A 12,112-nucleotide genomic window follows, 5' to 3' on the forward strand; every position below is an offset into this window, starting at 1 on the left:
TTGTTGACAATTAGGCTTATGTTTGCTACATTAGGATATGTAGATATTAAATAATATAAAAACATTATGGGATTAACAGACGTTGGGCCTCCAAAAGTTGAAATTATTTCTAATGATGAGGAGAGTGTCAGAAAATACGCTGATATGGTGAGGGATGAAGCTGGCAAGCTTATCGTTTCAGCAAATGAATCTGTAGGTGAAAAGCCAGATGGTAAGAGAATAGTTACAGTTGAGAAGGATAGCGAAGTATTAACAGATGGAAGTATAGAAACTGTCCGTGTTAAGAGTGAACCCAGTGTATTATCAAGGTTACGAAGAGATAGGGTAGGCAGCGAGCATATGGTAAGACGGTACCCAAATGGAGTAATAGAGTATTCTACAACCAGAAATTCTGCTCTGGGCGGTACTGTAACAAAAACCATGAGGGTTACGAAGGTGGATGGTATTGACCATGTATCTTACGAGATCATAAGAAGAGACGCTAGGGGTGATATAATGCCTAGAAAAGGTAGGACTATCAGCACTACGGACAAAGGGGGAGTAGAAGAAAGTGTACAGCCTACAAGGTCTAGGGGTAGCATATCTAGCTTAGCCGCTACTAGGGGCGAGAGAGAACAGGAAAAAGATGCCCGAAGACGAAGAGAGCGGGTAATTAGGCCAGCTGATGCAATAAGGGACCGTGTCATGGGTGCAATAGCTGGCTATAGCCCAGTTGAGCCCAAAAAAGGTAATAAGGAAACTGATAAGGACAAGAGGCCAAAAATGGTAACTCAAGTACCTTCTAAGGTAAAGAAGTATCAGTCTAGAGTAAGTGAAGAAAATGCAGCATCTGAAGAACTGGACAGGATATAGTATGAGAAAAGAGTAGGCTATTTGGCTTTAAAGAACTCCCTTTCGGGAGTTCTTATTAGATTTTTTGGGCTGTGTTTTCTTTCTTTTCTCGAGGAGCTTTGGCTGTTTTGGCGGCTTGAGCTTTAGCGGCAGCTTCTTGACGCTTTTTAAATTTATCTACACGACCTTCAATGTCTAGTACTTTCTCGTCACCGGTAAAGAATGGGTGGGATTTAGCGCTTACGTGCACTAAAACTAAAGGATACTCATTGCCATCATCCCATTTGATAGTCTCTTTGCTGCTTGCTGTAGAGCGAGTCAGCCAGGTGTCACCTGAGTTTGAGTCCTTATAAACTACTAGTTGGTATTCTTGTGGGTGTAGATCTTTTTTCATAATATCTTCTTTATTCAACAATGACTTGTACTCTTGATGTAGTCCTACCTGTAAACTTAGTCATTTTGCGCTTTTGGAATCTGACAACTCCGTCTTTGGCGGCATGAATTGTAAAGTTACGAGAAACAAATGTTCCTGGTCCAGCGATTTTTGTAGCTCCAACTTGGCGAATGATAATTTCTCCTGCGCTCACTTTTTGACCAGCGTAGCGTTTAACACCTAGACGTTGACCTGGGCTATCGCTTTGACGCTTGACTGAACCACCACCTGCAACTTTGGACATATTTGATTATTATTTTTTCTTTAAGACGTAGATATCTCGGCCGACTATTTGACTTCTTTTTTGACTTTCGTCTTCTGAAGTACGGCGGTAAATGAGATCTGTATTTCCGTCTTGGTTTATTTTTTTAGACTTCACTTTATTATACCCTAGCGCTGATAGATTTTCAACAACTGGTAATTTTATTATTTTATTCTCGATAAACCAGCAAGGCAGGGCATAAACGAGAGTTGATTCTTCGGTAAGTTGTGAGTGGATGTTTTTTAGGAATTCTTCAGCTAAGGCATTGCATTCTTCAATTATTTTATTTAGTTTTGTATCTGTTGGTATATTTGTCATTGGAGTACCTAGATAACTTTCGCAAACGACATGATCAAAGTTGTCTGACCACTTATGAGACGTTGAATCTGCTACTGATAATTTAAACTTAACTCCGGATTCTTTAATTTTAAATTTGTTTTCTAGCCACTCTAAGTTTTCTTTAGCGTCGTCAATTATATTTGGGTTTAGGTCAGTTCCTATACAGTTGATATTTTGTAAGATAGCTTCTTGTAGAACTGTACCAGAGCCACAAAAAGGGTCTAGAATTGTATCTCCAGCTTTAGCTCCAGAGAGATTTATTAATATCTGAGCAAGTTTTGGAGGAAGCATGCCGTTTTTGCCACTAGGCTTGGGCTTGCTGTAGTCTCTTAATGTATATTTTCTTAAGTTTGGTACTTGAATGGTTTGGGCAAGAGTGACTCTATTTTTGACAGTGCTATCAATTAGATCCTGGCCTGCTCTGGGATGACGAGTAGGGGATGAAATAATAATATCTAAACTTATCCCGTTTGTTTTTAATAATCCAGAATGTATTATTTGGGCGGTATTTAGAATAGGGGATTTTGGCTCTACAGTACGTAAATTTAGCTCTGGGTTAACTCTTTTTATCTCTCTTCTTACCTCTTCTAATATTTTTTGTACATTTTTTTGACTCAAGTGAACATCATTTTTACCACTGTAAATAGAAAGACCAAGTTTAAGCTTTGTACTTTTTTGTTCAGAAATAAAATCTAAAATTAGGTTTTTGAGTTGTGTTTGGATATCTTCAGACAAATATTCAGATTTTATAATTTGAGAGATTTTTGTAGTACCTCCCAGCTCATCGATATTAGGGACTTCATTTAACTCAATAACAGCGTAGAAGTTATTATATTCAATAATATTTTTAGCATTATAAACACTCTCAAGTTCTGCCAGTGAAAGATGGGGTTGATGCCCCAAAAGAAAGATGTATTTCATATCTATATTATATCAAGCTTAGGTTGAATATGATAGTCGATAACAGGGGAGTGAATAAATAAGTAGATCAAAGTTATTGACTTTTGTATAGAGCTTATGCTAGTATGAAACCAAAGAAAGTTCGATTAAATAAAACAAAAAACAGTATGGGTGAAAACTTAAAAACAATTATTAGCGAGAAGCCAGATGTTGACGAAAACGTTAGCTATGATGCGACGAGGTTGGTCGGAGCTGCCAGACGCAACACGGAAGCATCAAACCAAGCAGCATTAGAGGCGGACCAGAGGATTGAGGCGGAAAATGAAGCAAGACTTGCTATAGAAAGTAGAATGAGAGCAGCAGGACAACAAGTATTAGAGATATTACCTGGGCAAGCTTTACCTCTTAGCGATGAGGCAATCGCCTTAAATGAAAAGGCTATAAATTTATATGACAAAGCAGATTCATCGGCAGACAAGGCCGAGATTCACTATTTAAGAAATCAGGATGCATATAAAGACATGGCAATAGCAGAAGCTGTGGAGGCAGGCCATGATTTATCTTTACTTGATGGAAATTCTGGTGTTAGGACAGTGTATGAAGGAGAAAAGAGCTAAGCTTGCAGGGGAATTAGCCGGCTTAAGTTAAGGGTAAATTGCATATTAGCAGGTATTTAAATAAGTAAAACCCAGCAGGGATGCTGGGTTTTTTGATGTGTATAATAATTTTTATATGGAAGACAATAGGTTTGAGGTAAGAGAAGTTACACAAGATGATATAGATGAATTAAGGCCAGTTTTTAACGAATGTATTAGAGATCGAGAAACGGGCGAAGTAATTGAGGATGAGGTCGATGAAGATCTAAAGCTTATAGAAAGAGTTGCCAGAGGTGAAGAGACCGATAAAAGATACTATGTAGCAAGCATAGGAGGGAGAGTAGTCGGCGGTATGGGATTTAAAACCAAGCTTGATGAAGCAGTTAGGTCATATGCTAAAACAGATAATCCTATGGAGGTTGTTATGGCATACGTCTCAACACAGGCTAGAGGATCCGGTGCCGGTAGAGCTCTTTTAAGAAGAATAGAAGAAGATGCCAGAAAAATGGGCTTTTTAGAACTTTTAGTTAATAGCGGTCCACGATATGTAGAGAGTGGTTGGGGCTTTTACGATAGAACAATAGGTGGGAAACTTGGTTTTTTGGCAAATTATTATGGTGAGGGTGCAAACGCTGCTTTGTGGCGAGAAGATCTCTAGCTAAAACTTTTTGATGTGTTTTTGGTGCTATTATGTTTTTGGTTAGTTGTTTAGAATTAAACATAAGTTAAATCTATTAGGGGGTATTTTCTATATGGCTAAAAGTGCAGGTAAGGACCCGGTGGTGAGGGCTCAAAAAGGGGATGATAAGAAATCAAATGAGGCTAGGAGTCAGGCTCTTAGTATGGCGATGGACCAGATCCAAAAGCAATTTGGGACGGGCAGTATTATGCGTCTTGGGGATAATCAGCATGTTGAAGTTGAGTTGATCCCAAGTGGTAGTTTAAGCTTAGACCTTGCTCTTGGAGGCGGATACCCTAAGGGAAGAATTATAGAAATCTATGGGCCGGAGTCATCTGGTAAGACTACTTTAACTCTTCATGCGATTGCAGAAATTCAGAAATCTGGTGGGACGGCAGCTTTTATTGATGCGGAGCATGCTCTTGATCCGGCTTATGCCAGAAAAGTTGGTGTTGATACAGATAATCTTTTTGTTTCGCAACCAGATACTGGTGAGCAGGCTCTTGAGATTTGCGAAACTTTGGTTAGATCTAGCGCTGTTGATCTAGTTGTTGTAGATAGCGTTGCTGCGTTAGTGCCACGAGCGGAAATTGAAGGTGATATGGGCGATGCGCAAATGGGGCTGCAGGCAAGATTGATGTCTCAGGCTCTTAGAAAGTTAACAGCCATTATTTCTAAATCAAATACGACAGTGATTTTTATTAATCAGCTTCGTATGAAGATTGGGGTGATGTTTGGTAACCCAGAAACTACTACTGGTGGTAATGCCCTAAAGTTCTATGCTTCAGTAAGACTAGATATTAGAAAAGCTTCTCAGATTAAAGACGGGGATGAGATTATTGGTAATGAGACTAAAGTTAAAGTGGTAAAGAATAAGATTGCTCCACCATTTAGAGTGGCAGAATTCGATATTATGTATAACGAAGGGATTAGTTATACGGGCGATCTTTTAAATTTAGGTTTAAAGTATGGGATTTTGACTCGATCTGGAGCTTGGGTTGGTTATAACGGAGAGAATATTGCTCAAGGTAAAGAGGCAGCTAAAGAATACTTAGCAGAAAATCCAAAAGTTGCTAAAGATATCGAAAAGCAAATTCGTGACAAAGTTAAAGAAGAAATGTAGCTCAAATATCTTCTTTTCTGCATGATTAGAAAAGAAGCAAAAGAGCGGAATCGAGTAGTTCTCTTTTACTTCCAAGAAGTTTATACCTGCTCGACTTAAATCCTCGGGCTTTGGTAGAGTGGTGTATTCGGTGGGGTAGAATAGCTTGAGTGTAATTTGTTAAGATTGATGGATATATGAGTGATGAAAAAGCTGAGTTTAGTGGTTTAAGAGCGATTTATTTTAATTGTACGCTAACTAAATCTCCTGAGCATAGTCACACTCAAGCTCTGATTGATGTATCAAGAAAGATTTTAGAAAAGAACGGGGTCAAAGTTGAAGTAATTAGGTCAATTGATCATGATATTGCTCAAGGTATTTATCCTGATATGACTAAAAAGGGGTGGGATAAAGATGAGTGGCCAGAAATTTATAAAAAAGTAGTAGAGGCGGATATTTTAGTTTTGGCTGGTCCAATTTGGTTAGGTGATAACTCTTCTGAAATGAAGAAAATTATTGAGAGACTTTATGGTAATTCTGCTGAGCTAAATGAAAAAGGTCAATTTAAAATGTACGGTAAAGCCGGTGGCTGTTTAATAACTGGTAACGAAGATGGGCTCAAGCACTGTGCTATGAACATTTTGTATAGTTTGCAACATCTGGGATATACGATACCTCCACAGGCTGACGCAGGCTGGATCGGAGAAGTAGGTCCCGGGGCAAGTTATGGTGATAAATCTGAGGATGGGACAAAAGTTGGTTTTGACAATGACTTTACTAACAGGAATACTACTTTTATGAGTTGGAACTTAATGCATATAGCTAAGATGCTAAAAAGTGCTGGAGGGATGCCGGCTAAAGGCAATCAGAAGACAGAATGGAACAAAGGGAACCATTTTGGATTTGAGAATCCAGAATATCGGTAGTCAAGATTATAATTATTTAATTATTTTTTGTTTAAACTTAAGCTGTTTGCTAGAATAGTGGGTAATGATTCTTTTAGACAGAGTTAGTAAAAAGTATGGAAAAAAGGGGGTGGCTTTAGATAAAGTTTCCTTTTTTATTGAACCTAAAGAGTTTGTGGTTTTGGTGGGATCCAGTGGAGCAGGGAAGTCAACAATACTTAAACTATTGACTCGAGAAGAAAGAGAGACGAATGGGAAGATCGTGGTTGGTGGAGTTGATTATTCTGAATTAAAAGAAAAAGATATTCCACTTTTAAGGAGAAAGATTGGGACTGTTTTTCAAGACTTTAAATTACTTCCGAAAAGAACCGTTTTTGAAAACATTGCTTTTGCCATGGAAATTGTTGGAATGGGCAAAAGAGAGATCGATAATACTGTTCCCAAAGTAATTGATCTAGTAGGTCTAACTGGTAAAGAAAAACATTATCCAGATCAACTTTCAGGAGGAGAACAACAGAGAGTGGCTATTGCCAGAGCAGTTGTGCGTCAGCCTAAGATCTTAATAGCCGATGAGCCAACCGGCAATTTAGACCCAAAGCATAGTTGGGATATTGTACAGCTACTAGAGAAGATAAATAAACACGGTACCACTGTTATCATGACTACCCACAATCAAGAAATTCTAAACAAGCTTAATAGGAGAGTAATCAAGCTAGATCATGGAAGGGTTGTGAGCGACAAGGTTGGAGGAAATATTTCTGACGACGATAATTATGATGATCGAAAAGAGAGTCCGGCTCCCGGGAGGATGGTAGGATGAAGTTTTTAGGTAAAGAATATAAGATGATTAATGCAAAGAGGATTTTTTCTTCTGGAATGACCGGTTTCCTAAGAAATTCTTGGCTCTCTTCAGCGGCAATATTAGTAATGACTGCTACGCTTTCTGTTGGTTTGCTAACGATTATTTCTTTTGTGGTTTACGGTAAGCAGGTAGGGAGACTCGCTGATAAAGTCGAAATAAAAATCTATTTAAAGACAGATGTAGTCGAAGAGAAAAAAGATGCCTTTGAAGCTTATATAAAAAGTATTGAAGGTGTAAAAAATGTTGATTATAAAGACGAGAATAAAGCTCTAGAAGAGTATAAAGAGCTTAATAAGGATAATCCTGAAGCTATTAAATCTCTTGAGATTGCAGGAGACACTCTTGAACTGCCAGCGAGTTTTTCAGTTAAGATTGATGATTTTGGGGATATAGATAATATTCAGCAAAAGATTAAATCGTCAGAATATAACGATTTAACTGAGACGAGCGAAGTTTCGGAAGATAAACTTAGAGCTACTAAGAATATTGCTAATGCACTTTCTACTATTAGAAAGATCGGAATATTCGCAAGTATTATTTTAGGTTCTGTCTCTGTATTGATTATTGTTAATACCATTCGTCTAGCTATATTTAACCGCAAAGATGAGATTGAGATTATGAGACTAATTGGAGCCAATAAATCTTATATCAAAGGGCCATTTTTAGTTGAGGCGGCTGCCTACGGGGCTGTTGCTGGGATATTTACTTTTATTATAATGCGATTAACTGTATTTAGTTTAACTCAAAAGAGTTGGGCAGGAGATATCGCACAAGACATAAGCTTTTTCACGAGCAATAGTATTTTAGTTGGTCTTCTTGTAATTTTAACAGGTATGCTTATCGGGATTTTATCTGCTCAATTTGCTATTAGAAAGTATGTAAAACTTAAATCAGTCTAATCATCTTTATTTTTTCTTTGAAGATAAAATTAGTACTTGATTTGCATTAGGTGGAGAGATTATTAAGTGAATGTTGTTTTATTAGCTTAAGCGGGTTGTCTTACCTCATGCAAGTTGATAGAATATTAAGCATAAGCTTTAGTATAAACCTAACTTAGTACTAAAGAAGGTGGTAAAACAAAAATGTCTAAAATAAAAAAACAGATTAAGTTAGTAAAAAAATCCTCTATAATTGCCTTTGCATTTTTAGTTGTTGCACTAACGCCAGTTATTAACTCTTCTCAGAATCAAGTTTTTGCCGATCCCTATGAGCAGAAGATTAATGAACTTAACTCTAATATAGATCAAAATCAAAAGAAGATTGCAGATTTAAAAACTCAGGGAGATACTCTAGCTAATAAACTCGAAAGCGCTCGTTTAGAAACAGCTAATTTGCAGTCTAAGATTGATGCTAATGAGGCCAAGAATGCACAGCTAAAGGGTCAGATTGTAGAAGCTGAGGCTAAGATTACAGAAAATAAAAAGATTTTAGCAAACAGTATAAGAAAGTTGTACATCGATGGTGATATAAGCTCTTTAGAGATCTTGGCAAGTTCAAAAAGTTTGAGTGATTATGTTGATAAGCAAGAATACAGAGATCGTGTAAAAAATAAAATTGCTACCTTAACCTCTCAAGTTGAAGATCTAAAGGCTCAAATGGAGAAACAGCAGGTCGAGATTGAGAACTTAATTCGTGATCAAGTTGGAATGAGAGTTGATTTGCAAACAAAACAGGATGAAGTTCAGAAGCTACTAAATGATACTCGTGGCCAAGAAGATGCTTACCAGAGACAAGTTGCTGCAGATAATTCAGAGGTAGCAAGACTTAGAAGAGAGCAGGCTGCTGCTAACTCAGCAAGACTTACACCAAGAAATGGTGGAATATCCTATGTCCCAAGTAGTGGAGTAACGAACGGAGGATATCCAACATTATGGGCGACTGCTGCGCAGGATTCACTAGTAGATTCTTGGGGAATGTACAATAGAGAGTGTGTCAGCTATACGGCATTTAAAGTCTATCAAAGTGGACGATACATGCCGTATTGGGGTGGTCGAGGAAATGCAAATAGATGGCCCGCTAATGCTCGGGCAGCCGGTATCCCTGTAGATGGCAACCCTAGAGTAGGTGACGTTGCTATCAGTATGAGTGGTTATTATGGGCATGCAATGTATGTCGAGAGAGTGAACGGAGATGGTACAATTCGAGTAAGCCAATATAATTATGGGATAAGAGGAGAGTATAGTGAAATGACTATATCTCCAGCTGGGCTCTACTTTATTCACTTCTAAACTTGAGAAATAGTATACATGTCAAAGAATAAAAGTTTTAAGACTAATACTTGTGGTTATAAAAAAAAGAAACTACTAGGCTTAATATTTGTGGCTTTAGTTTTTTTTGCGCTAGGCTATAGCTCTCAAAATATTACATTACCAAAAGTCCTGAGGGGTTCGTCTGTAAAAGTTGATGCTTCTATAAATGTTGATGTACAAGAAATTTACTCTAAACTGCGAGAGCGCTTTGATGGAGAACTAAATAGCAAAGAGGTAGAAGCTGGTATAAAAAAGGGGCTAGTCTCGGCAACTGGTGATCCTTATACAACCTTTTTCACCAAAGATGAATATAATGATTTTAAGAGTTCTTTAGACGGTCGTTTCAGTGGTATTGGAGCAGAACTTGGTAAAAATGGTGAGCAACTAGTAATAATTGCTCCTCTTGATGGATCTCCCGCAGAAAAAGCGGGGTTAAAGCCGGGGGATGCAATTTTGAGTATTGATGGAGTACTAACTGATGGAATGGGAGTTGATATTGCCGTGAGTAAAATCCGTGGAGAGGAAGGAACTAAAGTTAAACTAAAGATCTCACAAGACGGAGCATTAAAAGAAGTAGAAGTCATTCGAGAAGCAATTAAAGTAGATAGTGTTAAGTATGAAAAAGTTAATAATGACACTGGCTATATTAAAGTGAGTAGGTTTGCAGAAGATACGGATGATTTAGTCTCTAAAGGAGTAAAAGAATTAAGCTCCCAAGGAGCTAATAAGTTTATATTAGATTTAAGAAATAACGGTGGTGGTTATGTAGCAAGTGCAGTGAATGTGGCAGGAGTTTGGCTTGATAACAAGGTAGTGCTTTCTGAGAGGTTTAGAGGAAGAGAAATGGCAGTGAAGAGAACAAGTTCTAATCCTTTGATGAGTTTAGATAAGTCAAAATTGGTAGTTCTAGTTAACGAAGGTTCGGCATCTGCCAGTGAGATTTTAGCGGCCTCTCTTAACGAAAATGCTGGCATTCAGCTGGTTGGCCAAAAAACATTCGGTAAGGGTAGTGTACAGGATATTGTACCTCTAGAGGATGGTGCTTGGCTTAAGATCACTATTGCTCATTGGTTTACTCCAAAAGGCAAGACAATAGATAAAGTAGGTATTGATCCGACAGTCAAAATTGATTTGGGAGCTAATGGAGAAGATTTGCAAAAGCAAAAAGCTATTAATATCTTAAATTCTTAATAATTGATAAAATTTAACTTGTATAGGCATAAAGCAAAAGCTTTATAGTAAAATAGTAACTGTAGTTTATGGAATCTGAAGAACAAAAAACGATTTTGATAGTTGATGACGACCAAGCTCTTGCAGAAGTTTATCGAGCTCGTTTAGAAATTGAGGGCTATAATGTTGTTATTAAATATGACGGAGAAGAAGCTCTTCAATATCTGGCTACAAATGAGCCGGATATTATAATCTTAGATTGTTTATTACCAAAATTCGGAGGTCTTGGGGTCCTTGAAGCATATAGAAATGATAAGCCAAAATCAAGAATACCAGTCATTGTGGTAAGTGGCTTAGATCGACCAGAGTATAAACAAAAGGCATTTGAGCTTGGAGCGGCAACTTATCTCGTTAAATCTAGTGTGAGTATAAGCGAGATGGTTGATGAGGTTTCTCTCGCTTTATCAAAAAAAGGTAAGAAAGTATCAATTACTTAGCTTAAGTTTAGCTTATCTTTGGTATAATCTAGAGAAAATATAACAGTTGATGCAGCTTATCTTTATCAGCTTGAAATAAACCCAGGTAACATAGATCAGTGAAGAATAAAAAGCTAAAAATAATTTTAAATATAGCTACTTTAGTCATATTAGCACTAGTAATATATTCTTCTAGAAAAGATTTAGGTAACGTGGCTAACGAGATTTCGGATGCTAACATTTTGTTGCTCCTGTTATTTATTCCTCTTCAAATGATAAATTATCATGCTTATGCAAGGATGTACCAAGAGACTTTTGATTTACTCGGAGAAAAGGTTGGGTACTGGGACATGGTTAAAGTATCTACAGAGATGAGCTTTGTGAATTATGTTTTTCCTTCAGCCGGAATAAGTGGGTTCGGTTACTTCTCGCTTAGGATGAGAGCGCTTAAGGTTAGAGGAGTAAGAAGTACAATGGCTCAGACCTTGAGATGGGGAATAGTGCTGGCTAGTTTTATCCCAGTATTAGGCCTAGGAGTTCTTCTTTTAGCTCTTAATAACCAAGCCAGTAACCTGGTTGTTTTGGCCTCAAGTGGTCTAGCATTTGGTGTGTTTATTTTAATAATGTTGGTAGCTTTTTTGTTGGAGCAGCATAACGGTTTGCGTAATTTTACCTTCTTTGTCTTAAGAAAGCTAGAGATCATGCTTAACTTTATAAAGAGAAAAAGGGTGGACTTACTACCTGAAGATCGCAAGAAAAAAATAACAAAGAATTTTAGTAGACTCGAAGAAGATTATAAAACTGTTAGGGGAAATCTAAAGGGATTTTTATACACTTGCCGATGGGGAATATTAGCAAATTTAACTGAGGTAGCTACAATTGGGGTCTGTTTCATGGCCTTAGGAGCTAGTCCTGTTTGGGGAGCAATAATCGTCTCTTATGGAGTAGCGAACATTGGTAGTTTTATTGCAGTCTTACCAGGTGGACATGGGGTTTATGAGGCTTTGATGACAGCTGTTCTGGTCTCAGCAGGAGTACCTGCAGGGCTAAGCCTAACTGCAGTTTTGACTTATAGGGTTGTAACAACTATTTTATATGTTCCTCCTGGATATTATTTTTACTCTAAAGCGATTGCTGAGACCAGAGGTATGGAGAAGCTTCTTTTAGAAGAAGAGAAGGATAGCAAGTAGTAACTAATACATTTTCTTTTCTTCTTTAGATAATAAAAGAAGAAAAGAATCGTATTTAATTTGAGGGGCTGGGCCTCAATCAAATTAAAGATACAAAGTGGTAAAATCGAGTGGTAGA

General features: G+C 37.6%; 14 protein-coding genes. 11 read left to right on the forward strand and 3 right to left on the reverse strand.

The genetic code is table 11. From position 1 onward, the window contains the following. The first annotated feature begins 66 nt into the window (after positions 1 to 66). Entirely contained in the window at positions 67 to 852 is a 786-nt protein-coding gene (locus tag H6799_01590; protein USN97765.1) for a hypothetical protein, read from the forward strand. 55 nt (positions 853 to 907) lie between these two features. Here H6799_01590 and H6799_01595 read toward each other — a convergent pair whose 3' ends face one another. From H6799_01595 to H6799_01605, 3 genes are read right to left on the reverse strand one after another with little or no spacing between them, the layout of a single operon-like run. Beyond that, positions 908 to 1,225: a type B 50S ribosomal protein L31 gene (locus tag H6799_01595; protein USN97766.1), complete on the reverse strand. Its 318-nt coding sequence runs from the start codon at positions 1,223 to 1,225 to the stop codon at positions 908 to 910. A gap of 10 nt (positions 1,226 to 1,235) precedes the next feature. Beyond that, positions 1,236 to 1,508: a 50S ribosomal protein L27 gene (locus tag H6799_01600; GenBank protein ID USN97767.1), complete on the reverse strand. Its 273-nt coding sequence runs from the start codon at positions 1,506 to 1,508 to the stop codon at positions 1,236 to 1,238. A 9-nt stretch (positions 1,509 to 1,517) separates the two neighbouring features. Beyond that, positions 1,518 to 2,786 carry a methyltransferase domain-containing protein gene (locus H6799_01605; GenBank protein ID USN97768.1) on the reverse strand — a complete coding sequence of 423 codons (1,269 nt, stop codon included), beginning with the start codon at positions 2,784 to 2,786 and terminating at the stop codon, positions 1,518 to 1,520. Positions 2,787 to 2,890: 104 nt separating this feature from the next. Here H6799_01605 and H6799_01610 point away from each other — a divergent pair, with 104 nt between their 5' ends. The 10 genes from H6799_01610 (at position 2,891) to H6799_01655 (ending at position 11,994) form a co-directional block, all read left to right on the forward strand. Beyond that, positions 2,891 to 3,382: a hypothetical protein gene (locus H6799_01610; protein ID USN97769.1), complete on the forward strand. Its 492-nt coding sequence runs from the start codon at positions 2,891 to 2,893 to the stop codon at positions 3,380 to 3,382. Positions 3,383 to 3,497: 115 nt separating this feature from the next. Further along, complete coding sequence (locus H6799_01615; GenBank protein ID USN97770.1) at positions 3,498 to 4,019, forward strand: GNAT family N-acetyltransferase; 522 nt, start codon at positions 3,498 to 3,500, stop codon at positions 4,017 to 4,019. Between the two features lie 94 nt (positions 4,020 to 4,113). Beyond that, positions 4,114 to 5,163 carry a recombinase RecA gene (gene recA / locus H6799_01620; GenBank protein USN97771.1) on the forward strand — a complete coding sequence of 350 codons (1,050 nt, stop codon included), beginning with the start codon at positions 4,114 to 4,116 and terminating at the stop codon, positions 5,161 to 5,163. 176 nt (positions 5,164 to 5,339) lie between these two features. Continuing rightward, the gene (locus tag H6799_01625; GenBank protein USN97772.1) at positions 5,340 to 6,068 is read left to right on the forward strand and encodes a flavodoxin family protein; all 729 of its coding nucleotides are present in this window, start codon (positions 5,340 to 5,342) and stop codon (positions 6,066 to 6,068) included. Positions 6,069 to 6,132: 64 nt separating this feature from the next. Beyond that, the gene (gene ftsE / locus H6799_01630) at positions 6,133 to 6,867 is read left to right on the forward strand and encodes a cell division ATP-binding protein FtsE (protein USN97773.1); all 735 of its coding nucleotides are present in this window, start codon (positions 6,133 to 6,135) and stop codon (positions 6,865 to 6,867) included. A gap of 23 nt (positions 6,868 to 6,890) precedes the next feature. Continuing rightward, entirely contained in the window at positions 6,891 to 7,808 is a 918-nt protein-coding gene (locus H6799_01635) for an ABC transporter permease (GenBank protein USN97774.1), read from the forward strand. Between the two features lie 183 nt (positions 7,809 to 7,991). Beyond that, the gene (locus H6799_01640) at positions 7,992 to 9,137 is read left to right on the forward strand and encodes a CHAP domain-containing protein (protein USN97775.1); all 1,146 of its coding nucleotides are present in this window, start codon (positions 7,992 to 7,994) and stop codon (positions 9,135 to 9,137) included. An 18-nt stretch (positions 9,138 to 9,155) separates the two neighbouring features. Then, positions 9,156 to 10,349: a S41 family peptidase gene (locus tag H6799_01645; GenBank protein USN97776.1), complete on the forward strand. Its 1,194-nt coding sequence runs from the start codon at positions 9,156 to 9,158 to the stop codon at positions 10,347 to 10,349. A 68-nt stretch (positions 10,350 to 10,417) separates the two neighbouring features. Next, on the forward strand, positions 10,418 to 10,825 hold the full coding sequence (locus H6799_01650) for a response regulator (protein ID USN97777.1): 408 nt from the start codon (positions 10,418 to 10,420) through the stop codon (positions 10,823 to 10,825). A gap of 98 nt (positions 10,826 to 10,923) precedes the next feature. Continuing rightward, on the forward strand, positions 10,924 to 11,994 hold the full coding sequence (locus tag H6799_01655; GenBank protein USN97778.1) for a flippase-like domain-containing protein: 1,071 nt from the start codon (positions 10,924 to 10,926) through the stop codon (positions 11,992 to 11,994). Positions 11,995 to 12,112: the final 118 nt, after the last annotated feature.

It is taken from the genome of Candidatus Nomurabacteria bacterium (assembly GCA_023898665.1).
Lineage (GTDB): Bacteria > Patescibacteriota > Saccharimonadia > Saccharimonadales > HK-STAS-PATE-42 > HK-STAS-PATE-42.

Excerpts from the sequence above, each read along its gene's own strand:
- H6799_01610 (USN97769.1), top strand. The coding sequence starts at position 2,891 with ATGAAACCAAAGAAAGTTCGATTAAATAAAACAAAAAACAGTATGGGT.
- H6799_01635 (USN97774.1), top strand. The coding sequence starts at position 6,891 with ATGATTAATGCAAAGAGGATTTTTTCTTCTGGAATGACCGGTTTCCTA.
- H6799_01645 (USN97776.1), top strand. The coding sequence starts at position 9,156 with ATGTCAAAGAATAAAAGTTTTAAGACTAATACTTGTGGTTATAAAAAA.
- recA (USN97771.1), top strand. The coding sequence starts at position 4,114 with ATGGCTAAAAGTGCAGGTAAGGACCCGGTGGTGAGGGCTCAAAAAGGG.
- H6799_01590 (USN97765.1), top strand. The coding sequence starts at position 67 with ATGGGATTAACAGACGTTGGGCCTCCAAAAGTTGAAATTATTTCTAAT.
- H6799_01650 (USN97777.1), top strand. The coding sequence starts at position 10,418 with ATGGAATCTGAAGAACAAAAAACGATTTTGATAGTTGATGACGACCAA.
- H6799_01600 (USN97767.1), bottom strand. The coding sequence starts at position 1,508 with ATGTCCAAAGTTGCAGGTGGTGGTTCAGTCAAGCGTCAAAGCGATAGC.
- H6799_01595 (USN97766.1), bottom strand. The coding sequence starts at position 1,225 with ATGAAAAAAGATCTACACCCACAAGAATACCAACTAGTAGTTTATAAG.
- H6799_01615 (USN97770.1), top strand. The coding sequence starts at position 3,498 with ATGGAAGACAATAGGTTTGAGGTAAGAGAAGTTACACAAGATGATATA.
- H6799_01605 (USN97768.1), bottom strand. The coding sequence starts at position 2,786 with ATGAAATACATCTTTCTTTTGGGGCATCAACCCCATCTTTCACTGGCA.
- ftsE (USN97773.1), top strand. The coding sequence starts at position 6,133 with ATGATTCTTTTAGACAGAGTTAGTAAAAAGTATGGAAAAAAGGGGGTG.
- H6799_01625 (USN97772.1), top strand. The coding sequence starts at position 5,340 with ATGAGTGATGAAAAAGCTGAGTTTAGTGGTTTAAGAGCGATTTATTTT.
- H6799_01640 (USN97775.1), top strand. The coding sequence starts at position 7,992 with ATGTCTAAAATAAAAAAACAGATTAAGTTAGTAAAAAAATCCTCTATA.